General features: G+C 71.8%; 21 protein-coding genes and 1 pseudogene. 13 read left to right on the top strand and 9 right to left on the bottom strand.

What is annotated here, in order from left to right:
- The first annotated feature begins 10 nt into the window (after positions 1-10).
- Both ACZ6NC_RS20085 and ACZ6NC_RS20090 read left to right on the top strand, forming a co-directional pair.
- Positions 11-991 carry an NADPH:quinone reductase gene (locus tag ACZ6NC_RS20085; protein WP_465734548.1) on the top strand — a complete coding sequence of 327 codons (981 nt, stop codon included), beginning with the start codon at positions 11-13 and terminating at the stop codon, positions 989-991.
- Positions 992-1,256: 265 nt separating this feature from the next.
- Positions 1,257-1,550 (top strand): hypothetical protein, encoded by a 294-nt coding sequence (locus tag ACZ6NC_RS20090; protein WP_465734550.1) that lies wholly within the window; start codon positions 1,257-1,259, stop codon positions 1,548-1,550.
- A 36-nt stretch (positions 1,551-1,586) separates the two neighbouring features.
- On the opposite strand, the gene ACZ6NC_RS20095 is transcribed toward ACZ6NC_RS20090, so the two are convergent.
- Positions 1,587-1,775 (bottom strand): hypothetical protein, encoded by a 189-nt coding sequence (locus ACZ6NC_RS20095; protein ID WP_465734552.1) that lies wholly within the window; start codon positions 1,773-1,775, stop codon positions 1,587-1,589.
- Positions 1,776-2,752: 977 nt separating this feature from the next.
- On the opposite strand from ACZ6NC_RS20095, the gene ACZ6NC_RS20100 reads away from it, so the two are divergent.
- The 4 genes and pseudogenes from ACZ6NC_RS20100 (at position 2,753) to ACZ6NC_RS20115 (ending at position 7,147) form a co-directional block, all read left to right on the top strand.
- Positions 2,753-3,034 (top strand): helix-turn-helix domain-containing protein, encoded by a 282-nt coding sequence (locus ACZ6NC_RS20100; protein ID WP_465734759.1) that lies wholly within the window; start codon positions 2,753-2,755, stop codon positions 3,032-3,034.
- Positions 3,035-3,249: 215 nt separating this feature from the next.
- Positions 3,250-5,330: pseudogene (locus ACZ6NC_RS20105) on the top strand (thioredoxin domain-containing protein).
- A gap of 40 nt (positions 5,331-5,370) precedes the next feature.
- Complete coding sequence (locus ACZ6NC_RS20110) at positions 5,371-6,303, top strand: GNAT family N-acetyltransferase (protein WP_465734554.1); 933 nt, start codon at positions 5,371-5,373, stop codon at positions 6,301-6,303.
- A gap of 52 nt (positions 6,304-6,355) precedes the next feature.
- A complete protein-coding gene (locus tag ACZ6NC_RS20115; protein ID WP_465734556.1) occupies positions 6,356-7,147 on the top strand; it encodes a sterol desaturase family protein in 792 nt (263 codons plus the stop codon).
- Here ACZ6NC_RS20115 and ACZ6NC_RS20120 read toward each other — a convergent pair.
- A complete protein-coding gene (locus tag ACZ6NC_RS20120; protein WP_465734558.1) occupies positions 7,117-7,482 on the bottom strand; it encodes a hypothetical protein in 366 nt (121 codons plus the stop codon). The two genes, ACZ6NC_RS20115 and ACZ6NC_RS20120, sit on opposite strands and share 31 nt — an antisense overlap.
- A gap of 94 nt (positions 7,483-7,576) precedes the next feature.
- Here ACZ6NC_RS20120 and ACZ6NC_RS20125 point away from each other — a divergent pair, with 94 nt between their 5' ends.
- Positions 7,577-9,319, top strand: a complete 1,743-nt coding sequence (locus tag ACZ6NC_RS20125) for an alpha/beta hydrolase (RefSeq protein ID WP_465734560.1) — start codon at positions 7,577-7,579, stop codon at positions 9,317-9,319.
- Entirely contained in the window at positions 9,316-9,933 is a 618-nt protein-coding gene (locus tag ACZ6NC_RS20130; protein WP_465734562.1) for a hypothetical protein, read from the top strand. The genes ACZ6NC_RS20125 and ACZ6NC_RS20130 overlap by 4 nt, the downstream gene beginning before the upstream one ends.
- Positions 9,934-9,941: 8 nt before the next feature.
- Here ACZ6NC_RS20130 and ACZ6NC_RS20135 read toward each other — a convergent pair whose 3' ends face one another.
- A complete protein-coding gene (locus ACZ6NC_RS20135; protein ID WP_465734564.1) occupies positions 9,942-10,874 on the bottom strand; it encodes a hypothetical protein in 933 nt (310 codons plus the stop codon).
- Between the two features lie 266 nt (positions 10,875-11,140).
- On the opposite strand from ACZ6NC_RS20135, the gene ACZ6NC_RS20140 reads away from it, so the two are divergent.
- Both ACZ6NC_RS20140 and ACZ6NC_RS20145 read left to right on the top strand, forming a co-directional pair.
- Positions 11,141-11,800 (top strand): papain-like cysteine protease family protein, encoded by a 660-nt coding sequence (locus ACZ6NC_RS20140; protein WP_465734566.1) that lies wholly within the window; start codon positions 11,141-11,143, stop codon positions 11,798-11,800.
- An 8-nt stretch (positions 11,801-11,808) separates the two neighbouring features.
- On the top strand, positions 11,809-12,654 hold the full coding sequence (locus tag ACZ6NC_RS20145; RefSeq protein ID WP_465734568.1) for a hypothetical protein: 846 nt from the start codon (positions 11,809-11,811) through the stop codon (positions 12,652-12,654).
- Positions 12,655-12,780: 126 nt separating this feature from the next.
- Here the strand turns inward: ACZ6NC_RS20145 and ACZ6NC_RS20150 are convergent, their stop codons facing one another.
- Both ACZ6NC_RS20150 and ACZ6NC_RS20155 read right to left on the bottom strand, forming a co-directional pair.
- Positions 12,781-13,440, bottom strand: coding sequence for a TetR family transcriptional regulator (locus ACZ6NC_RS20150; RefSeq protein ID WP_465734570.1), 660 nt, complete (start codon positions 13,438-13,440; stop codon positions 12,781-12,783).
- 8 nt (positions 13,441-13,448) lie between these two features.
- A complete protein-coding gene (locus ACZ6NC_RS20155) occupies positions 13,449-15,098 on the bottom strand; it encodes an MFS transporter (protein WP_465734572.1) in 1,650 nt (549 codons plus the stop codon).
- A gap of 326 nt (positions 15,099-15,424) precedes the next feature.
- Between ACZ6NC_RS20155 and ACZ6NC_RS20160 the strand changes: the two genes are divergently transcribed.
- Complete coding sequence (locus ACZ6NC_RS20160; protein WP_465734574.1) at positions 15,425-15,958, top strand: hypothetical protein; 534 nt, start codon at positions 15,425-15,427, stop codon at positions 15,956-15,958.
- Here ACZ6NC_RS20160 and trhA read toward each other — a convergent pair.
- The gene (gene trhA, locus ACZ6NC_RS20165; RefSeq protein WP_465734576.1) at positions 15,929-16,612 is read right to left on the bottom strand and encodes a PAQR family membrane homeostasis protein TrhA; all 684 of its coding nucleotides are present in this window, start codon (positions 16,610-16,612) and stop codon (positions 15,929-15,931) included. The genes ACZ6NC_RS20160 and trhA overlap by 30 nt on opposite strands.
- A gap of 276 nt (positions 16,613-16,888) precedes the next feature.
- Here trhA and ACZ6NC_RS20170 point away from each other — a divergent pair, with 276 nt between their 5' ends.
- Positions 16,889-18,730 carry a phosphoenolpyruvate carboxykinase (GTP) gene (locus ACZ6NC_RS20170; protein WP_465734578.1) on the top strand — a complete coding sequence of 614 codons (1,842 nt, stop codon included), beginning with the start codon at positions 16,889-16,891 and terminating at the stop codon, positions 18,728-18,730.
- A gap of 193 nt (positions 18,731-18,923) precedes the next feature.
- Here ACZ6NC_RS20170 and ACZ6NC_RS20175 read toward each other — a convergent pair whose 3' ends face one another.
- Positions 18,924-20,138, bottom strand: coding sequence for a pyridoxal phosphate-dependent aminotransferase (locus ACZ6NC_RS20175; RefSeq protein ID WP_465734580.1), 1,215 nt, complete (start codon positions 20,136-20,138; stop codon positions 18,924-18,926).
- A 100-nt stretch (positions 20,139-20,238) separates the two neighbouring features.
- Positions 20,239-21,003 (bottom strand): hypothetical protein, encoded by a 765-nt coding sequence (locus ACZ6NC_RS20180; RefSeq protein WP_465734581.1) that lies wholly within the window; start codon positions 21,001-21,003, stop codon positions 20,239-20,241.
- A 129-nt stretch (positions 21,004-21,132) separates the two neighbouring features.
- On the opposite strand from ACZ6NC_RS20180, the gene ACZ6NC_RS20185 reads away from it, so the two are divergent.
- A complete protein-coding gene (locus ACZ6NC_RS20185) occupies positions 21,133-21,846 on the top strand; it encodes a prepilin peptidase (protein ID WP_465734583.1) in 714 nt (237 codons plus the stop codon).
- 112 nt (positions 21,847-21,958) lie between these two features.
- Here the strand turns inward: ACZ6NC_RS20185 and ACZ6NC_RS20190 are convergent, their stop codons facing one another.
- Positions 21,959-23,551 (bottom strand): chitinase, encoded by a 1,593-nt coding sequence (locus tag ACZ6NC_RS20190; protein ID WP_465734585.1) that lies wholly within the window; start codon positions 23,549-23,551, stop codon positions 21,959-21,961.
- Between the last annotated feature and the right edge of the window lie 207 nt (positions 23,552-23,758).

The raw sequence follows: 23,758 nt of genomic DNA on the forward strand, positions 1-23,758 counted from the left end.
GTAGCCGTTCATGCTTGCGTCCTGGTACGACCGACAGGGCCCCGCCGCCGACGTGCTGCGCGTCGGCGAGCTGCCCGACCCCACCCCCGGCCCGGGTGAGGTCCGCGTTCGCGTCACCGTCTCCGGTGTCAACCCCGGTGACACCAAGAAGCGGCGCGGCTGGCTCGGCTCCTCTATGCCCTACCCACGGGTGATCCCGCACAGCGACGCCGCCGGAGTCGTCGACGCCGTGGGCGAGGGGGTCGACGAGCGTCGGGTCGGACAGCGGGTGTGGATCTACGGCGCTCAGTCCTACCGGCCCTTCGGCACGGCCGCCCAGTACACCGTCGTACCCGCCGATCTGGCTGTCCCGCTGCCCGACCACCTCAGCGACGAGCTCGGCGCGGCCCTAGGCATCCCCGGCATCACCGCCCACCGCGCCGTGTTCGCCGACGGCCCGGTCGACGGCAAGCTCGTGCTGGTGCACGGCGTCCTGGGCGGGGTCGGCTCCCTGGCCGCGCAGCTCGCTTGCTGGGGCGGGGCGAGGGTGCTCGCCACCGTCCGGCGCGGCGCGGATCTCGCGCAGGTCGACCCGGCTGTGGTGTCCCACGCTGTGGCCATGGACCAGGGGGACCCAGCGGCGGCGATCCGCGCGTACGCGTCCGAGGGCGTGCACCGGGTCGTCGAGGTGTCCCTGTCCGACAACGCCGACCTGGACAACGCCGTCGTCGCGAACGGCGCGGTGATCGCCGCCTACGCGACGAGCGCGGACCGGACCGAGATCCCCTTCTGGCCCCTGCTGTTCAACAATGTCATCCTGCGCTTGATCGGCAGCGACGACTTCCCCGAAGAGGCGAAACGCCAGGCAGCACGCGATCTGACCGCCGCGGCCGCCGTGGGCGCCCTGACCGTCGAAGTCGGCGACCGTTACGAGCTGGCGGACATCGCCAAGGCCCATGACCGCGTCGACGCCGGCAGCCGCGGCCGCGTCCTGGTCGCCCTTCCCCAGTGACCCCGCCCCCCGTGTCGGCCTCACCCGTTGGCCTGCAGTGGCGGATCGCGCCAGCGGACGGCCGCGCCCTGCGGCTCGACCTCCCGCTGGCGCGATCGAGCGGCCGGTGGGCGCGGCTCCGTCCGCCGGCCCGGACCTACTTCCTGGCCCGGGCTCCGGCGGAGGCCCGCGAAACGGGGTGGCCGACATGGTCCGCTGCCGGCCGCTCCCGTGGCCACGTGCAGGGACGGGCACGACCGCGCACGGTTGGCCCAGGGGCATCGTGGTGGTGTTGGAACTGATCGAGCCGCTGGACGCGCGCATCCAGCGGGTGGGCGAGGAGCCTGTCGACGCCTTGGCGGTGCGCTGGGTCCACGTCGCGCCCTCCGATTCGGATGGCCCGGACGATCCGGGGTCGCGGACCCTCTGCGGCATGGGCACCGTGGCCATGGTGCCCGACCGCTGGCAGCCGGACCGCCTGGGGCAGGGCTGGTTCCCGGCGCGCTGGGCCGGGCACATCTGCCTGGCCTGTGACGCCGTCGTTTGCGCCACCTGGCACTCGGGGCCGCACTGGTGGTAGTGCCACGGTAGTACCGACGCCCCCGTCGCGTGCCGACTACGAGGGGCCTGGCCGCCGACTGCGGCGAGGGTCGAGCGCATCGCGCAGGGCGTGCAGGTCGGTGATGGTGACCTGTTCGGCGAAGCGGGCCAGCAGCCGCCGCAGGCTGCGCTGGTCCCGGTCACGGACGGCTTCGGCGAGGGCGGCCAGTACGGACGCCCGCGTGGCCGGGTCGGGCGTGCGCACCGGCCGCGTCGTCTGTGGCCCTTCCACCGTCGCCTCCCGTCCGTGGTGCTGCTCGTTGTCCCGGGCCGCGGGTGCGGACCGCCCTTCTGCGGAGCGCAGACTACCTTCCCTTCGGACACTGAAAAATCTGTGCTGGCTGGAGTAGACATTGCCGTGGGCTGTGGTTAGTGTTTCTCTCGTAGACGCAGTCAAGCGGTACCCGCCAGACACGAACTGGCGGGCAGCATTGCAGAAGTTCGCAGGTGGGCACGGTTGTAGGGTCCTGAAGTCAGAGCAGGTGCAGTAGGGCGACAGGACTGGCGGCCGGGCCAGGTGGCCCGCAGTGATCAGGGGTCACCACGAGCGGTACCGCGGTAAGTGCATGTGCAGTACCAGCAGGTGAAGTTGAGTCAAGCGGTACCAGCAGTCGCAGGACGCGGTATCCCAGTGAAGGCGCCAGGCTGCGGGCGCGCGTGCTGGGAGTCCGGCAGTGGGGTTCCAAGCCGAGCAGGTGAGCAGGACGGGCAACGGGGCTGGCTGTCGGACCAGGTAGTTGAAGTTCAGCAGTACCGAGAAGTACCCGTGTGAGCAGTACCTAGCAGTTCGCGTTACCAGTGCTTGGCAGTACCGCAGTTCGCAGTATTCAGTCCGTACAGAGGATGAACGGAGGGACAGAGCGCCATCAGGATCGCCCGGCCCGTGAGGCATTCACCCGGGCGGACACCGCAGACCCCCTTTGAGTACGAGGACGGTGGTTTCCGGTCACGCATACGCGATCCCCGCACACCCCCACGCCTGGGGAGTTGCGGAACAAGGAACCCGGCCCAGGCCGGTAGATGGTGTTGTTCCCCTTCGGGGCCCCGGAGCCGTTACGGCGCCGGGGCCCCTCGACGCGTTCCCCAGGAACCAAGAGAGGTGCAGTGACTACGACGACCGACAGGCCCCACACCCCCGCCACCCCCAACTCCTTCGACGACGACGACTACCCCGCCTACACCATGGGCCGCGCCGCCGAGATGACCGGCACCACGCCCGGCTTCCTGCGCTCCCTCGGCGAACAGGGCCTCATCACACCCCTGCGCTCGGAGGGCGGCCACCGCCGCTACTCCCGCTACCAACTGCGCATCGCGATGCGCGCCCGCGACCTGGTCGACCAGGGCACCGCCATCGAAGCCGCCTGCCGCATCGTCATCCTCGAAGACCAACTCGAAGAAGCCCTGCGCATCAACGAGCAACTCCGCTCCTCCCAACACGGCCAGGAACCCACCGCCGACACCTGACCCCGCTCGGCCGCCCAACGCATCGGCCCGCGGTGAGTGGTAGACGGTCACCGCAGGCCACCTGAGGAACCCGTCGCCGGTCGGGGGCCGATCTCCTGGGGTCCGGTAACGGCAGTACGCCGCCGCGCCATGACCTAGCGATCCGCGACTGGTGCCTGGGTGAGGTCGAGCGTGGAGGCTGGGCTGGGCGGTCTGGATCGTGCGACGATGCCGGTATGAACCGACTCGCCAATGCGACGTCGCCGTACCTGCTCCAGCATGCCTCCAATCCGGTGGATTGGTGGCCATGGGGAGAGGAGGCGATGAATGAAGCTAAGCGGCGGGACGTGCCCATCCTCTTGAGTGTGGGCTATGCGTCCTGCCACTTATGCTTCTACGAATTCACTGGTGCCACGTGATGGCGCACGAGTCCTTCGAGGACGAGGCGCTGGCCGGGTACGCCAACGAGCGGTTCGTCGCGGTGAAGGTCGACCGCGAGGAGCGCCCGGACGTCGACGCCGTCTACATGGAGGCCGTGCAGGCGGCGACCGGGCAGGGCGGCTGGCCGATGACGGTCTTCCTCACCCCCGACAAGGACCCGTTCTACTTCGGGACGTACTTCCCGCCGGAGCCCCGGCACGGGATGCCGTCCTTCCGCCAGGTGCTCGAAGGTGTCGACGCCGCCTGGCGCGACCGCCGGGACGAGGTCGGCGAGGTGGCCACCCGCATCCGGGCCGACCTGGCCGAGCGGGCCTCCGTCTACTCGGCCGGCGCCCACCACCCGCCGGCCGAGGCGGACCTGCACCAGGCGCTGGTCACGCTCAGCCGGGACTTCGACGCCCGGCGCGGCGGCTTCGGCGGCGCGCCCAAGTTCCCGCCGGCCATGGTGATCGAGTTCCTGCTCCGCCACCACGCCCGCACCGGCTCCGAGGCAGCCCTGGAGATGGCCGTCCGCACCGGCGAGGCGATGGCCCGCGGCGGCATCCACGACCAGCTCGGCGGCGGCTTCGCCCGGTACTCGGTGGACGCCGGCTGGGTGGTCCCGCACTTCGAGAAGATGCTGTACGACAACGCGCTGCTGCTCCGCGCCTACCTGCACCTCTGGCGGGCCACCGGCTCCCCGCTCGCCCGGCGGACGGCACTCTCCACCGCCGACTTCCTGCTGCGCGAACTGCGCACCCCGGAAGGCGCGTTCGCCTCGGCGCTGGACGCCGACAGCCTCGACCCGGCGACCGGGAAGCAGGCCGAGGGGGCGTACTACGCCTGGACGCCCGGGCAGTTGGCCGAGGTGCTGGGGGAGGCCGACGGCGCGCTCGCGGCGGAGCTGTACGAGGTGACCGGGGCCGGGACGTTCGAGCACGGGGCGTCGGTGTTGCAGATGCTGCGTGACGCGGCGGACCCGGCCGCGGCCGAACGCGTCCGGGCCAGGCTGTTCGAAGCGCGGGCCGGGCGGCCGGCGCCCGCCCGGGACGACAAGGTGGTCGCCGCCTGGAACGGCCTCGCCATCGCCGCACTCGCCGAAACCGGCGCCCTGCTCGACCGCCCCGACCTGGTCGAGGCCGCCGAGCGCGCCGCCGACCTGCTGCTCGCCGTCCACCTCACCCCCGAGGGCCGGCTGCTGCGCACCTCCCGGGACGGCCGGGCCGGCGCCAACGCCGGCGTGCTGGAGGACTACGCCGACACCGCCGAGGGCTTCCTCGCGCTGTACGCCGTGACCGGCGAGGCGGAGTGGCTGGAGCTGGCCGGCGGGCTGCTGGACACCGTGCTCAAGCACTTCGCCGACGAGACGTCCGGCGCGCTGTACGACACCGCCGACGACGCCGAGGAACTGATCCGGCGGCCCCAGGACCCGACCGACAACGCCACCCCGTCCGGCTGGACGGCCGCCGCCGGCGCGCTGCTCACCTACGCCGCGTACACCGGCTCGGCGCGCCACCGCACCGCCGCCGAGCGGGCGCTCGGCATCGTCGGGGCACTGGCCACCAGGGCACCCCGGTTCATCGGCTGGGGCCTGGCCGTCGCCGAGGCGCTGACGGACGGCCCGCGCGAGGTCGCCGTGGTCGGCCCGGCCGGGGCGGCGGCGACGGCCGCACTGCACCGGGCGGCGCTGCTGGGGACGGCGCCGGGCGCGGTGGTCGCACTCGGCGAGCCGTCCGGGGCGGTCGAGGTGCCGCTGCTGGCCGACCGGCCGCTGGTGGGCGGGGCGCCCGCCGCGTACGTCTGCCGGCACTTCGCCTGCGACGCGCCGACCACCGATCCGGCGGCGCTGGCCGAGCGGCTCGGGGCCCTGCCGGAGCTGAGCGGCCCGGCCGCGTAATTCGGTTGGTCCCGGTCCGGCGGGCGGGCGAGAATCGGGCATGACCTGGACCTTGACCACCTCCCTCGACGAGTTCCGCACCCGGGCCGGTGACTTCCTCGGTGCCCGCCCGGCCGAGAACACCGTGCTGCTCACCGTGGTCGACCGGTTGGTCAGGCGCGGGCTGCACGCCTTCGGGGAGGAGACGCCGGTCTTCGGCTGGTGGAGCCGCGAGCCGGGCGGCCCGGTCGAGGGCGCCTTTCTGTGGTCGCCGCCGTTCGAGCCGCGCCTCGGCGTGATGCCGGACGCGGCGGCTGCCGAGCTCGCCGGCGAACTGGCCGCGGCCGGGCCCGAGTTCAGCGAGGTCCCCGGCGTGTCCGGCGGCGACTCGGCGGCCCGGGCGTTCTCCGCCGTCTGGCAGGCCGCCACCGGCGCCACCGCGTCCCTCCGGTTCAACCAACGGCTCTACCGGCTCGGCGAGCTGACCGACCCGCCGCGCCCGCCCGCCGGCCGCCACCGGGTCGCCGCGCCGGCCGACCGCGAGCTGCTGATCGAGTGGTACGAGGCATTCGCGGTCGAGGCCACCGTCGAACTCCCCAACGTCCCGGCCACGGTGGACGAACGCATCGCCGACGGCCTGCTCCACCTCTGGGAGGACGACGGCCGCCCCGTCGCGATGGCAGGAAACAGCCCCGTTGTCGTCGGCATGACCAGGATCGGCCCGGTCTACACGCCCACCGAGGCACGCGGGCACGGCTACGCCAGCGGCGTCACGGCGGCCGCCTCGGCAGCAGCCCTCGCCCGGGGCGCGTCCGAGGTGCTGCTCTACACCGACCTCGCCAACTCGACCAGCAACTCGATCTACCAGAAGATCGGGTACCGGCCGGTGGAAGACAGCCTGACGCTGGACTTCGCGGGCGTCGTGGACGTCGCGGACGTCGCGGGCGTTGAGGGCGTCGCGGACGTCGCGGACGTCGCGGACGTCGTGGGCTGAGAGGGTCTGCGGGCCGGTCGGGCCGGGTAGGCCGGGTGAGGGGGTGACCGCGATGGGGGACGGGCTACTCGTCTGGGCGGGCAAGCTGGGCCCGGGGGAGGTGGTGGCCGGCGCGCTCACCGCCAACCTGGGGCTGCTGGCGCTCTCACTGGTCGTGGGCGGAGTGCTCGTCCGGCGCTACGGCGAACGCCGGGTGACACCGCCGCCCCCGCCGCCCGACCGGCAGGAGCTGCTGCTGGCCGCCGTCGCCGTCCTGCTCAACTCCGCCGTCGGCGTGGCCGGCTGGGCGCTCTGGCGGGCCGGCTGGATCCATCTCTCGGCCGACACCGGACTCCGCGCGGCAGCCGAACTCCTGGTGTTCACCCTGGTGATGGACGGACTGATGTACGGCGGCCACTGGGTCGCCCACCGCCGCCGGCTCTACCGGCTGGCCCACGAACTCCACCACCGCTACCCCGACCCGCGCCCGGCCACCCTCTTCGTGCTCCACCCGCTCGAGGTGATGGGCTTCGGCGGCACCTGGCTCGCCGTGCTCTGCGTCCACGAGATCTCCGCCGCCGCCCTCGCCGGGTACGTCGGCATCAACCTCGTCTTCGGCCTGCTCGGACACCTGGGCGTCGAACCCTTCCCCGCCCGGATACGGCGGCGCGCGGTGTTCCGCTGGGTCGCGCTGCCGATGTTCCACGCCGGCCACCACGCCGACCCGGCGGTCAACCTGGGCTTCTACACCACGATATGGGACCGGCTCTTCGGCACCGTCGACCCGGCGTACGACACCCGCCGCACCACAGAATGGCCGACGCCCGCCGGCCGTCAGTCGATCGCGTGGACCCCGGGCGAATGACGGACCTTGGTGTTGAACGGGTCGCTGCCGCCCTCCGCCACCGGAGTCCCGCCCATCGACCGGTCGCTGTTGCGGTAGTTGTGGGCGGTGGCGAGCAGGTTGCCGCCCGCTGCCTTCATGTCCTCGGCCAGCCCGTCGAGCAGCGTCTTCCAGGCGGCCGAGCAGTCGTGCAGCGCCGCCCCGCTCTGCCACCCCGGCAGCCCGGCCGCCGCCCGGTCGCTCGGCGCGGCCAGCTTCGCCGTCTCCTCCGGAACCTTCCCCGCCACCGTCTGCGCGTTGGTACCTGCGGCGGACAACTCGTCCGGCCGCACCTTGAAACCCGTACCGTCGGCCACCGTCTCCCCCTCGGCTGTGCTGTCGGCTGTGCGCGCTATGGTAGCGGTGAGTACAAGGGGGAGCACTCGTGAGTGACAGCTGGGGGGCTGAGCAGTGGACCTGGCGGGCCTGAAGAACGCCAAACCGGACGAGCTGTACGCCGCGGCCGAGGCGTACGGGCAGTTGTACAAGGCGTACGTTCAGCACGCCACGGAGTGGAAGAGCGGCACCGCCGACCGGGTGCACGGCTCCGGCTGGACAGGTGAAGCCGCCGACGCGGCCACCAAGTCCCTGGACGCGACCACGGCCAAGCTGCAGGCGGCAGACATCGAACTGTCCTGCATCGAGGGCACCTTGCGCGACCATGCCGACACGTTCTCCCTCGCGCAGTCCAAGCTGCGGCAGGCACTCACCGACGCGGCCGCCAAGAACCTCAAGGTCGCCGACGACGGCACCGTCAGCTGGAGCGCCTCGGCCAACCCCTACCAGGCGGCCGACTGGGCGGACAGGCAGAAGGCGGCGGCCGAGGAGATCAGCAAGCGGATCACCGGCGCCCTCACCGAGGCCACCCAGGCCGACCAGGGCCTCGCCGTCGCCCTCAAGCGCTTCACCGGCCGCGCCACCGACAAGTCCGGACTGGACCTGAAGACGGCCAACGCGGACGGGTACCTTCAGCAGTTCGGCGACCTCAACAACCCGGCCTACAAGAAGGACATGCCCGGGAAGGACGCCACCCCGACGGAGGTCAACTCCTGGTGGAAGGGCCTCGACCCGGCCGGCCAGCAGTGGTTCATCGACCACCACCCGGAGGCGATCGGCAACCTGGACGGCATCCCGGCACCGGTACGGGACCAGGTGAACCGGGAGTACCTGGCGAAGCGGCTGCGGGAACTCGGCGGTCGGCCTCGTACCAAGGCCGAACAGGAGGAGTTCGAGAAACTCAACCCCATCATGCGTCGCCTGAACGACGATGCGAAGAACGCCGGCGACGGCCGTCCGCAGGACTACCTGCTGGGGATCAGCACCGAAGGCCAGGGCCGGGCGATCATCTCGTTCGGCAATCCTGACACAGCCACTGACATCTCCGCCTACGTTCCGGGCATCACCACCGTCCCCGCAGCACTGGGGCCGAAGGACAACTGGGCCCCCGGGACCAATGAGGCGGAGAACACGCTGAACCTCTGGCGGGCGGCCAACGCCAAGGTGCCGCCCGGCGGATCGGTGGCTTCGATCGTCTGGCTCGGTTACGACCCGCCGGGGGCCGACCCGGGAGCCGCGTCACCGAAGGCCGGACTCAAGGGCGCGCCGGACTACGCGAACTTCCTCAGTGGGGTGCGGGCCGCCCACGGCGGTGGTCAGCCGCCGCACATCACGTCGATCGGCCACAGCTACGGTTCCTATGTGGTCGGCCAGGCCACCAAACTCGCCACGCATCCGGGGCCCTTCAGCCCACCGGACGACGTGGTGTTCCTCGGCAGCCCAGGTGTAGGTGTGGACAAGGCGTCCGATCTCGGAATGCCCGGACATGTCTGGGCAGGCGCGGCCACCAATGACGTCGTCACCCATACGCCGACACCGGGGGACGCGCTCGTGGCCCTGGGCGCCGGCCCGTTCGGACCATTCCTCGCCACGGCCAAGCACGAACTCTTCAACCCGGACGAGGGCTGGTACGGGAGGGACCCGGCCAGCGACTCCTTCGGTGCGAAGCGTTTCTCCGTCAACAACGGCGGTGCGGCGACGGACGTCATCGGGATGCACACCAAGTACCTCACCCCGGAGAACGGCGGCCCCTCACTGGGTAACATCGCCTCCATCGTCACGCGCAACGGCGACGTCCAGCTGGCGGCGGGCCGATGAGGATCCGTTGGAAGGTGGTCATCCCGATCGCGGTGGCGACAGCTGTGCTGGCCACCGGAGTGGGCCTCTTCTACAACGGTTACGGGCCGATGGCTCTGCGGGACAAGCGAGTCCTGAAGAGCCCCGAGGCGGCGAAGGGCCGGATCGACGCGTTCCTGCGTGCCACCATGGACGGGATCTCGCCGCCCGTGGCCTATCTCGGTGGCGACTACCAGGTGGCGCGCGAGGACGACCACTGGGACGGCGAGCCGAGCCTGAAGTCCCTCCTCTTCGGGGCGGTCACCATTCGCACCCGGATTTCGCCGGCAAAGCTCCCGAGGCTGCTCGATCAGATCAGCTGGAACTGGGAGGCATTGGGGTGTCGTCCGGTGGACCGGACCGAGCCTGACAAGGGCAACCCCGGGCTGACCTCCCTTCGCTGCGAGGCCGGCGACTATCTGTTCGTGGGGCTCAGCGCGTCCTCGGACGGGGCGTACAACAGTGTCTCGTTCAGCGCGGACCTCGACTTCGTGCGGTACCAGCCCGCTCATGAGTACGGGCCGGTGCCGCCGCTGGCCAAGAGGCCGAAGGGTGGGCACGGCGCCGACCTCGACGACTCCTACTGGTCCCACTGACCCCTCCGCTACTCCCAGTCCCACCGGATCCCCAGCAGGCACGGCCGCAGCTGCGTCGCCACCAGGTGTACGCACCGGTGGCCGTCGAGTGTCAGCTCCTCCGTCTCGTACGGCTTCTCGCCGGGGGAGTGGAGTGCGAAGCGGTGGCAGCGGACGGGGAGGGCGGCGGGGTGGAAGGTGACCTGGAGGACGTACTGGCCGGCGCCGGAGTTGAAGCCGCGGACGTATTCGCTGCTGGGGGTGGGGGTCGGGGTGTCGTCGAAGCCGTAGCCGAGCAGGTGGGTGTCGCCGGCGCGGAGGCGGCGGTCGAGGAGGAGTTCGGCGACGAGCAGGTCGTGGGCGGGGTCGCGGCGGATGCGGCCGGGGCGGCAGTTCTCCTCGGCGCGGACGCCGACGCGGTCGATGTCGCAGCCGGGGTCGCCCTGGTAGATGGCCAGGTAGCGGTCGATGCCGTCGCGGTGGGCGCGCAGGGCGTGCTGGGAGTCGCGGCGGACGAGGTGGCGGTCGGGGCCGATGCGGATGCGTTCGATGTGGGTGATGGTGTGCAGGCCGGTGTCGCGTGGGCTCGCGATGGTGGCGAGCAGGTCGTCGACGGCGGTGGCCGGGGTGATGAGGTCGCGGTAGGGGCGGACGGGTGGGCCGGCCGGGTCGGCGGGGGTGGCGCGGCGGGGGCCGAGGAGTCGGGTGAGGGAGTGCGCGGGGAGGTCGAGGACGTCTTCCAACACCCTTACCGCGCGCAGTGATTCGGCGCGTTCGGGGCGGCGGCGGCCTTGCTGCCAGTAGCTGAGGCTGGTGATGCCGACCTGGACGCCGCGTTGGGCGAGGTGTTCGCGGACACGGTGCAGGGCGAGCCCGCGGGCGGCGATGGCGGTGCGCAGGGCGAGGTGGAAGGGGCCGGTGCGCAGGGCGGTGGCGAGGTCGGCCTGTTCGCTGCGCTGCATGGCGGCCTCCTCGGGGGACGGGCCGGGCGGGTTCCGGTTGGTCGTGAATATTCACATGCGGAGGGCGGTTTGTCACCGGTGGTGGTGTGCCGCGCGGTGGTTTCGGGGGGTGGCGTTCACACCTGGGCGGGGTTGTTCACACCTGTGGACGGGGCCCACGAGGGCCGTTGACCAGGCTCTGTCAACGGCGGGATGCTCGGTGACGCGATCCGGACCGCACCCCCACACTTCTCCACTCCTCTGCCTGTGCAAGGAGGAACTCCCCCATGTCAGTTCCACGGATACGCCTGCGCCGCGCGGTTTCGGTGCTCGCGCTCGGCGTGCTCGGCCCGGCGCTCACCGTCGCGGCCACCGCCCCGGCCTCCGCCGCCCCCAACGGCGCGCCGGTCCCTGCCGCGCACGTCCGCCCGGCAGGTGCTGCGGGCAGTACGGCCGACCTGGCCGGCACGTACAAGAAGCTCAACATCACCATGCAGCAGCAACAGCAGACCAACTGGTGCTGGGCGGCGAGCGGCAACACCATCGCCACCTGGTTCGGCTACAGCTACAGCCAGAACCAGTTCTGCAACGCCGCGTTCGGCCGCTCGACCAACTCCAGCTGCCCCAACAGCCAGGCCACGCTGGGTGATGTGCAGAACGGCCTGAGCTGGGCCGGCATCAACCCGGGTTCGTACGTCACCGGGTACCTGCGCTACAGCACCGTGCAGACGGAGGTGAACGCCGACCGCCCGGTCGAGACCCGGATCCAGTGGAGCTCCGGCGGCGGCCACATGCACGTGGTGTACGGGTACGACACCGCCGACAACTGGGTCTACTGGGGCGACCCGTGGCCGTCCAACTACCGCTACAACTGGGCGGACTACAACTACTACGTGTCCAACGGCACGTTCTCCTGGACCCACTCCCTGTACCGGATCGGCGCGTGAGGGGCGACATGAACGGCATCCGTAACGCGGCCGTGGCCGTCCTGATCGCCGCCGGCCTGGGCCTGGCCGTCACCCCGGCGGCGCACGCCGAGAACGGGGCCGGCTCTCCCTCGCCGGTCACCGGTGCCGAGCTGGCGCAGGCCCGGGGCGCGGCCCAGACCCCGGACGTCCTGGACCAGTTGGGCCACTTCTTCGCCCGCAAGGGCGTGCCGCCGACCAAACAGTTGACCATCGGCGCGGCCGAGGAAGCGCAGGCGGCGAGCGCGGCCGCGCCGAGCCTGTCCGGCGACACCGTGCCGGTCTACACCCTGGACGCGGCCTTCGTGGCCGGGACCCCGGGCGCGCCGGTGGCCAAGGCCGAGTTCACCGCCAGCAAGGCCGTCTCGGCGGACGGCCAGGTGGCGTCGGTCTGGACGGTGAAGCAGGGCGACACCTGGCGGGTCGTCAACATCGCCTCCGGCGGCGACGAGAGCGACTACGCGGCACAGGCAGCCGGCAGCGGCGGAGGGACGGCGTTCCGCGAGCCGCAGCTCAACGCCTGGTACGTGCTGCGGGACGGCCGGGTCCTGCCGCTGGACGACGAGGCGCGGCGCTCGGTGGGCGCGGCCGGGGTGAGCCTGGCGGCGTACCAGAAGCTGGTCCAGCAGCGGTACGGGGACAAGCTGCCCGGTTCGGCGTACGACCGGGCCGGGAAGGGCGGCGGCTACCAGCCGGACGCCACCGCGCAGGAGGCGGCGGCGGAGGGTGGCGGTACCGCGCTGCCCGCCGTCACGGCGGCCGGGGCCCTGGGCGTCACCGCGCTCGCGGGCGCGGGCGTCGCGCTGCGTCGGCGGGCGGGTGCCCGGCGCGGGTAGCGCCACCGGGTGAGGGGCGGCGGGGTCCGGCGCGGCGGCCGGGCCCCGCCGTCGCACGCTCACGGCGCACGGACGCAGCGCACGAACGCAGCGCACGGCCACCCACATGCCGACCCGTGTGGCCGGTTACAGGCCGTCGAACCCGCGCTCCAGGAAGGCGAAGGTGTGGTCGACGAGGTCCGCGATGTCCAGCGTGCCCTCGCTCTCGGCCCATCGCAGCGCCGTCTCGGTGGTGGCCGCGCCGATGGCGGCCGCGGTGATCCGCATCTCGAAGGTCGGCTCCTCGACGCCGGCCCGGCGGGTCAGCACGTCGAGGTAGAGCTGCTGCGGGTTGTTGGCGTCCTCGTGCATCCTCGCGCGCAGCGCGGGGACGTCCTTGACCAGCCGCATCCGGGTGAGCAGCTCGTCCCGCTCGTGCTGCGGCAGGTCGCGGATCAGCCCGATGAGGGCTTCCCGGCAGGAGTGCAGGAACGGTTCGTCGGCGGGGCGGGCCAACAGCGCGGTGACCATCGCCGGGTCGTACTCGTCGGTGAGGACGAGGTCCTCCTTGGTGCCGAAGTACCGGAAGAAGGTGGACTGCGAAACCTCGGCCGCCGCTGCGATCTGCTCCACAGTGGTGTTCTCGTAGCCCTGTTCGGCGATCAGCCGGTACGCCTCGCGGCGGATCGCCTGGCGGGTCTTCAGCTTCTTCCGCTCGCGCAGCGACAACGGAGCCTCCAGCATCGCCTGGACCGAAAGGGCCGGTCCTGCTGCCGGGGGCGCCGTTGTCGGCCGCGTTGCGTTCATGCCTTCGATTATCCGTGATCGGTGGCCGGTACGGTGGCCGTCCCGGACGGTGACCCCGGCTGTGACCCGGCCTCGGCAGCGGCCGCCTGCGCCACCTCCGCCGTCTCCGCCGTCTCCTGCGCCTCGGCGGCCTCCTGCGCCTCCGCTGCCGCTCGCGGCTCGGCGCTCGGCATCCGCAGCGCGACCAGCACCGCCGACAGCACCGCGATCACCCCGGAGACGAGCAGCACCACCGTCATGCCGTGGACGTACGCGGCGTGCGCCGAGGCGGTCAGTGCCTGGTCCCCGGTGGCGGCGGCCACGGCGTCGGCGGCGACCACCGACTGCCCGGCCTTGTGCGCGGCGTCGGCGGAGAGCGCCGCGGTGTCCAGCGAGCCGCGGTACGAACCGGCCAGCAGGCTGCCGAAGACGGCCACCCCGATCGCCCCGCCGACCTGGCGCAGCGTCTGGATCAGTCCGGAGCCGACGCCGGCCCGGGCGGGCGGCAGGGTGAGCAGGGCGGAGGCCTGGGCGGTGATCAGCGACAGGCCCATGCCCAGGCCGAGCAGGGTGAGCCAGACCGCGGCCAGGCCGTAGCCGTCGGAGATCTCGGTGCGGCTGCCGAGCAGCAGGGCGGCGGCCAGTACGGCCAGCCCGATGGCGATCACCGCGCGGGCGCCGATCCGGGCGACCAGCCGGTCGCTGAGCTTGGCGGCCACCATCAGCCCGAGCATCATCGGCATCAGCCGCAGGCCGGTGCCGAAGGCGTCGGCGCCGAGCACGCTCTGGAAGTAGAGCGGCAGGACGAAGAAGGCGCCGAACAGGACCAGCGAGACGAGCGTCGCGGCCACCGACGCCCAGCGGAAGGTCGGGTCGGCGAGCAGGGTGAGGTCGAGCATCGGGTCCCGCTGGCGACGGCTGCGCAGGACCAGGGCGGTGAGCGCGATCAGGGAGCCGCCGAGCATGCCGAGCACCAGCGGGTCGGCCCAGCCGCGGTCGGGGCCCTCGATGATGCCGAAGGTGAGTGCGGCCAGGCCGCCTGCGCCGAGCACGGTGCCGAGCAGGTCGATCCGGGGTGCGGCGGGGTTGCGGGTCTCCGGGAGCAGCAGCACGCAGGCGACGATGCCGATGGCGGTCAGCGGGATGTTGATCAGGAAGACCGAGCCCCACCAGAAGTGCTGGAGCAGGAAGCCGCCGATCAGCGGGCCGAGCGGGGCCCCGGCCGCCAGTGCGGCGGCCAGGATCGCGGTGGCGCGGCGTTGCTCGCCGGACGGGAAGAGCCCGGGGATCACCGCCATGGACATCGGCATGATCAGCGCGCCGGCCAGGCCCATGGCTGCGCGGGCGGCGATCAGGGTGCCGGGGCTGTCGGCGAGCATGCCGACCGCGGAGGCGAGGCCGAACAGGGCGAGGCCCACGGTGAGGGTGCGGCGACGGCCGAACCGGTCGCCGATGAGGCCGGCCGGGAGCATCGCGGCGGCGAAGACCACGGTGTACGAGTCGACGATCCACTGCTGCTGCCCGGTGCCGGCCTGCAGTTGGGAGGCCAGGGTGGGCAGGGCCACGTTGAGGATCGTCATGTCGAAGCTGATCACCAGGACGCTCAGCGCGACGGCGACCAGCGCCAGCCAGCGCCGCGGGTGCGGCCCGGGCGGGGCGGGGGCGGGAGCGGTGGACACGGGCAACCTCCGGGAGCCGGTCGAAGGATGGGGAAGTTCCTGTCAAATGACAGTACCTCCCAAAAGGTGGCGACCGTCAATACGTCGAGGCGCGTCCACTTGGTCACGCTCCGTCATGTGTCCTGGAAGTGCGCGTTCCGCACGTGGAATTGACGCAACGTTGATCTGTCGTTCGCCGCTTGGGGGCGTCGGCGGGTGACTGTCGGTAGATACGATGTGGCAATCGGTCAGTGCGGTCCGACGCGTGCCGAGAGCGGAGAAGGGGTGGGGCGGCAGGAGCCGACCACTGGCCCGGCGGAGGAACCGGTGCAGGAAGGGGAGACCGAATGGCCGACAGGGAGTTGACCGCCCAGATCTGGGGCGCGGCGGTGGTGGTGGGATCGGCGCTGGCCGTGGTTGCCGCTTATCTGATCAACGGCGCCCCGCTGGTGTTGGTGGTCGCCGGGGTCGAGGTACTGCTGCTGATGGTGTACGTCGGCCGCCGCTGGCGGTTGCTGCGCCAACCCGTCGCGCCGCGTGGCCACCAGGCCGCCGGCGGGGCCCCGGACGCGGCGCACTGCGAGCGCTGCCGTCGGGCCCGCGAGGCGCTGGACGCCCGGCAGGCCCGCTCCCGCCCGCACCCCGGCCGCCCGTACGCATCCCACGGGCACGCGTCGCACGAGCACGCGTCGCATGAGCAGGTCACGCGCGAGTGCTCGACGGACGCCCTCCCGGCGCACCGCGACCACCCTGACCACGGCCGCTCGCCGCGCCCCGCCCCGGAGTGGACGGCAGAACGGGCGGCCACCCGGTCACAGGACCGGCCGGCCGCCCGTCATGGCGTACCCGGCTCAGCCGGCCGCGTTGTACGCCACCAGTGAGACCCCGACGTACTGCACGATGAAGGCCCCGAGGGTGAAGGCGTGGAAGACCTCGTGGAAGCCGAACCAGCGTGGTGACGGGTTGGGCCGCTTGAGCCCGTACACGACCCCGCCGACGCTGTAGAGCAGCCCGCCGACGACCATCAGCACCACCACCGCGACCCCGCCGGTGTGCAGGAAGTCCGGCAGGAAGAACACGGCGGCCCAGCCCAGCGCGATGTACACCGGTGTGTACAGCCAGCGCGGCGCGCCGACCCAGAAGACCCGGAACGCGATCCCGGCCAGCGCTCCGCCCCAGGCCACCCAGAGCAGCACCTGCTTCGCGGCGCCGTCCAGCAGCAGGATGGTGAACGGGGTGTAGGTGCCCGCGATGATCAGGAAGATGTTCGCGTGGTCGAGCCGGCGCAGGACGGCGTCGCCGCGTGGTCCCCAGGTGAAGCGGTGGTAGACCGCGCTGACCCCGAACAGCATCCAGGCGCTGACCGAGTAGATCGCGCAGGCGGCCTTGGCGGACGTGGAGCCGGCCTGGCAGATCAGCACGATCCCGGCGGCCACCGTGGCGGGGAACATCGCGGCGTGCAGCCAGCCGCGCCATTTCGGCTTGCTCTCCGTACGCTCCGTGATCTCCACGAGCTCAGCAGTCATGGGCAGCATGCTACCCGTTACCTACGGAGCCGTAGGTTACCGCCGCGTAGGAAGTGGTGCTCATCACTACTTGGACGTTTTGGAGTGTTCGACTCCAGCGTTCGAGTGCCTCGGCTCGGCCGAAAGCGACGCCTTACCAACCAGTAACCAGACTGAATGTAGTAAAAGATGCGTCAATTTCACCGCTGCGCCGTATTCGAGCCTTGAGGCCGGAGCTACGCTGCAAGCACCCTCAAACCCCCGCTACGCCGCCTCCCTGCCGAGATGGCGTGAAACGGAGCGATCGTGTCGTACGAGAACCTCGCTCTCAGCGCATCCGCGCCCACCCGCCACAAGCGTCTGCTGGCTTGGGTGAGCGAGATCGCGGAGCTCACCCAGCCGGACCGCATCGAGTGGTGCGACGGTTCCGAGGACGAGTACCACCGCCTCGCGGACCTGCTGGTGGCCCAGGGCACCTTCAAGAAGCTCAACGAGGAAAAGCGCCCCAACTCCTACTACGCCGCCTCGGACCCGACGGACGTGGCGCGCGTCGAGGACCGCACCTACATCTGCTCCGAGCAGGAGAAGGACGCCGGTCCGACCAACAACTGGAAGGCCCCCGCCGAGATGCGGGCCGTCTTCCAGGGCGAGAACGGCCTGTTCAACGGCTCGATGAAGGGCCGCACCATGTACGTGGTGCCCTTCTCGATGGGCCCGGTGGGCTCCCCGCTGGCCGCGTACGGCGTCGAGATCACCGACTCCGCCTACGTCGCCGTGTCGATGCGCGTGATGACCCGCATGGGCCAGGCCGTGCTGGACCAGCTCGGCGAGGACGGCGACTTCGTCAAGGCCGTGCACACCGTCGGCGCCCCGCTCGCCGAGGGTCAGGCGGACGTGCCGTGGCCGTGCAACAGCACCAAGTACATCTCGCACTTCCCGGAGACCCGGGAGATCTGGTCCTTCGGCTCCGGCTACGGCGGCAACGCCCTGCTCGGCAAGAAGTGCTACGCGCTGCGCATCGCCTCGACCATGGCCCGCGACGAGGGCTGGCTGGCCGAGCACATGCTCATCCTCAAGCTCACCCCGCCCGCCGACGACAAGGGCCAGGCAGAGCCCAAGTACGTCGCGGCCGCCTTCCCGTCCGCCTGTGGCAAGACCAACCTGGCCATGCTCCAGCCGACCATCCCGGGCTGGAAGGTCGAGACGATCGGCGACGACATCGCCTGGATGCGCTTCGGCGCCGACGGCCGCCTGTACGCCATCAACCCCGAGGCCGGCTTCTTCGGCGTCGCCCCCGGCACCGGCGTGGACACCAACGCCAACGCCATCGAGACGCTCTGGGGCAACACCGTCTTCACCAACGTCGCCCTGACCGACGACGGCGACGTGTGGTGGGAGGGCCTCACCGACGAGCCGCCGGCCCACCTGACCGACTGGCGCGGCAACGACTGGACGCCGGAGTCCGGCACCCCGGCGGCCCACCCGAACGCCCGTTTCGCCGTCCCGGCCGCGCAGTGCCCGACCATCGCCCCCGAGTGGGAGGACCAGGCGGGTGTGCCGATCTCGGCCATCCTCTTCGGCGGCCGCCGCGCCACCGCCGTCCCGCTGGTGACCGAGTCCTTCGACTGGCAGCACGGCGTCTTCCTGGGCGCCAACATCGCCTCCGAGAAGACCGCCGCCGCCGAGGGCACCGTCGGCGAGCTGCGCCGCGACCCGTTCGCGATGCTGCCCTTCTGCGGCTACAACATGGGCGACTACTTCGCCCACTGGCTGAAGGTCGGCGCCCAGGCGGACGCCGCCAAGCTGCCGAAGATCTACTACGTGAACTGGTTCCGCAAGAACAGCGAGGGCAAGTTCGTCTGGCCCGGCTACGGCGAGAACAGCCGCGTGCTCAAGTGGATCGTCGAGCGCCTGCAGGGCGCCGGCGAGGGTGTCGAGACCCCGATCGGCGTGCTGCCGACCGTCGAGGGCTTCGACCTGAACGGCCTGGAGCTGTCGAAGGAGGACCTCGACCTGCTCTTCACCGTCGACGCCGACATCTGGCGCCAGGAGGCCGCGCTCGTCCCGGCCCACCTGGAGCTGTTCGGCGACCACACGCCCACCGAGCTGTGGGATGAGTACCGAGACCTGGTCGCGCGCCTCGGCTGAGCCTGAGCCTCAGCCGAGAGCAATCGGCGGTGCGTGGCACGAATCGCGCACCGACCGAGCGACAGGACGGCCGGAGCCCCGCCGGACGATCTTTCCCCGACCAAGGAGATCGTCCGGACCGGGACTCCGGCCGTAGCGTTTTGACGAGCCGCAGCGTTCTGACGAGCCGCAGCGTTTTGACGAAGGAACGCCGTCAGGGCTGGGTGTAGCCGCTGAGGAAGTCGCCGATGCGGGTGACGGCGTCGGTGATCTCCTCGGCACGCGGGAGGGTGACCACCCGGAAGTGGTCCGGCTCGGGCCAGTTGAAGCCGGTGCCCTGGACCAGCAGGATCCGCTCGGCGCGGAGCAGGTCCAGCACCATCTGGGCGTCGTCCTTGATCTTGTAGACCTTCGGGTCCAGCCGGGGGAAGGCGTAGAGCGCGCCCTTCGGCTTCACGCAGCTCACCCCGGGGATCTCGTTGAGCAGCCGCCACGCGGCGTCCCGGGACTCCAGCAGCCGGCCGCCGGGCAGGACGAGGTCCTTGATCGACTGCCGCCCGCCGAGCGCCGCGGCCACGGCGTGCTGGGCCGGCATGTTGGCACAGAGCCGCATCGAGGCGAGCACGGTCAGGCCCTCGATGTAGCTGCGGGCGCGGTGGCGGTCGCCGGAGAGCACCATCCAGCCGGAGCGGAACCCCGCGACCCGGTACGCCTTGGAGAGGCCGTTGAAGGTGACGCAGAAGAGGTCCGGGGCCAGGGTGGCCAGCGGGATGTGCTCGGCGTCGTCGTAGAGGATCTTGTCGTAGATCTCGTCCGCGTAGACCACCAGTTTGTGCCGGCGGGCGATCTCGACCAGGCCCTCCAGGACCTCGCGCGGGTAGACCGCACCGGTCGGGTTGTTCGGGTTGATCACCACGATCGCCCTGGTCCGGTCGGTGACCTTGGCCTCGATGTCGGCGAGGTCCGGGTACCACTCGGACTGCTCGTCGCAGCGGTAGTGCACGGCGGTGCCGCCGGCCAGTGAGACCGAGGCGGTCCAGAGCGGGTAGTCCGGCGCCGGGACGAGCACCTCGTCGCCGTCGTCCAGCAGCGCCGTCATAGCCAGCTGGATCAGCTCGGAGACGCCGTTGCCGAGGAAGACGTCCTCGACGGTGAGGCCGTGCAGGCCGCGGTCCTCGTAGTGCATCACCACGGCGCGGCGGGCCGAGAGCAGGCCCTTCGAGTCGCCGTACCCGTGCGCGGACGCCAGGTTGCGCAGGATGTCCTGGAGGATCTCCGGGGGCGCGTCGAAGCCGAACACGGCGGGGTTGCCGGTGTTGAGCTTCAGGATGCGGTGGCCCTGCTCCTCCAGCCGCATCGCCTCGTCGAGCACCGGGCCGCGGATGTCGTAGCAGACGTTGGCGAGCTTGCTGGACTGGATGACCTGCATGCCTGCCTACTTTAGGGGTACGGCGGGGCGGTCCGGCGCGCGTGCGAGGACACGTGCCGGACCGCCCGTGAGGTGCCCCTTCGATCGAGAGGCGCAGCTGTCAGCCGGCCTTCCAGATCAGGGGCTCGGTGTCCAGAACGCTGCCGAAGACGAGGAACTTCGGCGGGGTATCGGTCGGGACGAGATAGACGGCACACTGCTGCTGGGTCTGGCCGTCCGCCAGGGTGCCGGGCTTCTTGCCGGCGTCGCACTGCGGGATCGACTTCATGATGGTCGGGGCCGGCAGGGCACCGCCGGTGCCCGAGGCGTCGGACTTCACCTTGAACCGCATCATGAAGTACTCGTCGGTGAGCGGGGCGCCGGTGCGGTTGGTGAAGGAGACGGTCACGTAGTACGGCGTCTTGCCCTCCACGTCGGCCGGCTTGAAGTTGAACGGCGCGATCTCGGCGGCGTTGCCCTTGACCACCGAGACCGGGGCGACGTCGGCCTTGGTCTTGCCGAGGTAGCTGCCGGTGGCGGTGGGCGCCAGCGGGTTGTCGTAGCTGATCTTGCTACCGCTGCCGCCGCTGGCTCCGCCGATCGGGTTGCCGCTGGTGGCGGCCGAGGGGACGGGGTTCGGGGTCGAACCGCCGGTGCCGCCCGTGGCCGCGGTGCCGCCGGTGCCCGCGGTGCCGGCCGAGCCCCCGCCGGTGGCCGACGGCGTCCCGGTGGCGGCCGGGGTGCCGGTGACGGCCGCCGTCGCGCCGCCGGTGCCCGCCGCGCCCGGGTCGGCCGGGTCCGCGTTGTCCGGCCCGCAGGCCGTCAGCAGCAGGGCCAGGGCCGCGAGCGGGACGGCCGCGCGCACCGCGTTCTGAGTGTTGGTCACAGTGTTTCCCCGTGGATGATGTGGTCGGTGCGGCGCCCGGACTCCGATGGGCACCGCAGGGGTCGGACGCCGAGGAGCGCCGACCGGTTCCCGGAGGGCCGGTTCCGGCGGTGAGCGAGAGGGGGCGCCGTGGCCGTCACGGTACTCGGAGCGGTGCTGGCCGGTCTGCTGCTGGCACCGGCGCTGCGCGGGCTGGTCGTGCGGTACGCCGTGCCCGAGGGCCAACCGTGGTGCACCGCCTGCCCGTTCTGTGCCCGGGAGCTGCGCGGCCTGCCGCCGACCGGCCGCTGCCCGGGCTGCCGGGAGCGGCTGGGCCCGCGGCCCTGGCTGGTCGAGGCGGTGGCGGCGGCGTCGGCCGCCGCCGCGCTGGGTGCGGCCCACCCGGGCGACGCCCTGTTGCTGCTCTGGGCGGCCGGGCCCGGCGTGGTGCTCGGCTTCACCGACGCCCGGGTGCGCCGGTTGCCGTACCCGCTGAGCTGGACGCTGGCGGCCGGACTGGCGCTGCTGCTGGTGGTGTTGGAGCTCGCGGACGGCCGCCCGGGCGTGCTGCTGCGCTGCCTGCTGGTGGCGCTGGCCGCCGCCGCGCTCTTCGAACTGCCCGGCTGGTTCGGCCTGATGGGTGCCGGGGACACCGTCCTGGCGCTGGGCCTCGGCGCGCTGCTCGGCCGGTACGGCTGGTCGGCGGCCTTCGCCGGGCTGTTCTCGGCCGGGTTCCTGGCCGGGCTCTGGGCGATCGCGCTGGCCGTGGCCGCCCTGATCCGGCGGCGGCCGGTGCGCGGCCTGGACCTGCCGATGGGCCCCTTCCTGCTGCTCGGCACGCTCGCCGCAGTACTTCTCCAGTAGGAAGCGGACGGGCCCGCCGTACCGGTCGGGTACGACGGGCCCGTCGGCGGCGCGCGGGCCCCACCCTCAAGGAGCGGCGCGCCACGGGTCCGTCAGTGACGGACCCCGGGGGTTACGGCATCTGGTGGACGAACGGGCCGACCGCGTTGGAGAACGCGTTCCCGTTGTTGGCGTCCCAGTTGGTGGACCAGGTCATCGCGCCACGGATGGTGGGCCACTTGGCCGGCGGGACGAAGCTGCCGCAGTTCTTGCCGGTGGCCAGGCAGTCCAGCGCGTTGTTCACCACGGTCGGCGAGACGTAGCCGCCGCCGGCCGCCTTGCCGGAGGCCGGGACACCGATGCCGACCTGGTCGGGCCGCAGACCGCCCTGGATGTGGGTGCAGACCTGCGAGGTGATGAAGTCGATGGTGCCCTGGTTGTAGACCTTGCCGTCGCAGCCGTTCATGCCGCCCGAGTTGTAGAACTGGGTGTTGACGACGGTCAGGATGTCCTTGGTGTTGAGCGCCAGCTGGAAGTAGGCACCGGCGGTGCTGTACATCCCGATGGTCTCCGGGGCCATCGTCAGGATGAAGTTCGGGCCGACCTTGGCCTGCAGGCTGTGCAGCGCGTTGCCCAGGTAGGTCGCGTTGACGCCGTTCTCCAGGTCGACGTCGATGCCGTCGAAGCCGTAGTCCTTGACGATCGCGTAGGCGCTGTCCACGAACGCGGCCGCCGCGGTGGCGTCGTTGACGGAGATCGCGCCGTTCTGGCCGCCGATGGAGAGGATGACCTTCTTGCCGGCCGCCCGCTTGGCGTTCACGTCGGCGCGGAACTGCGCGTCGGTGTAGCCGCCGAGGGCCTTGGAGAGCGCCGGGTCGAGGGCGAAGCTGATCGCGCCGGTCCTGGTGGGCACGGCGTCGGCGAAGGAGACCGCGATGATGTCGTACGCGCTCTGGACGTCGCCGAGCTTCTGGACGGTCGCGCCGTTGTCGAAGTTGTGCCAGTAGCCGGTGACCACGTGCTTGGGCAGGCCGGTGGCCGGCGGCGGGGTGCTGGTCGCGGTGGCCGTGGGGGTCGGCGTCGCGGTCTGGGTCGGGGTGGCGGTCGCCGTCGGGGAGGCGGTCGCGGTGGGCGAGGCGGTCGCGGTCGCGGTGGGGGTGGGCGTCGCGGTCGGGCTCGCGGTGGAGGTGCCGCCCGGGCCGTTCAGCACGATGTCGTCGGCGAGGTAGGCGCTCTGGCCGTACCAGCCGTGCACGTACAGCGTGATGGTGTTGACGTTGGCGCCGGTGGTGAAGGTGGAGGAGAGCTGGTTCCAGCTGTTCTGGTTGGACCAGCTGCTCGGGTCGGTGCCGCCGGTGCCGCGCGCACCGAGGTAGACGTACGGGCCCTGGACCCAGGCGCTCAGGCTGTAGCTGGTGTTGGGCAGCACGCTGACGGTCTGGGTGCACTCGGCGGTGTCCGCGGCGCCCGGCGTGGCCTGGAGCGCGCCGGTGCCGGCGTGGACCGGGGAGGAGACGGTGGTCGCGGCGCCGGTACACGACCAGCCGCTCAGCGAGCCGGAGTCGAAGCCGCCGTTGGCGACCAGGTTCCCGGCGGCCGCGCTGGCGCCGCCGGCGAAGAGGGCCAGACCGCTGCCGGCCAGGGCGAGGGCGGTGGCGCCGGCGGCGAGGGCCGGAAGGGTGCTGCGCCGGCGCTTGTGCGCGGGCTGGTTGAGCGTACGGGCCATGGAGGTGCGCTCCTGTGGGGGAGGAGCGGCCGCCGCGGTGGGGGGCGCGGCGGCCGCGTGTGGGGGAGGGGAGGTCCGCAGTACTGCCTCGGGTGGGGCGGGGATCCGGTGCTTGTTCCGCCCTGGGTCAAAAGCTGGACTAGACCATTGCTGGTCGTCAAGCATCGATCGTCGGCTTACGGATTCCTTAAGGAATCGGATACCGTT

It is taken from the genome of Kitasatospora sp. NPDC041988 (assembly GCF_055588525.1).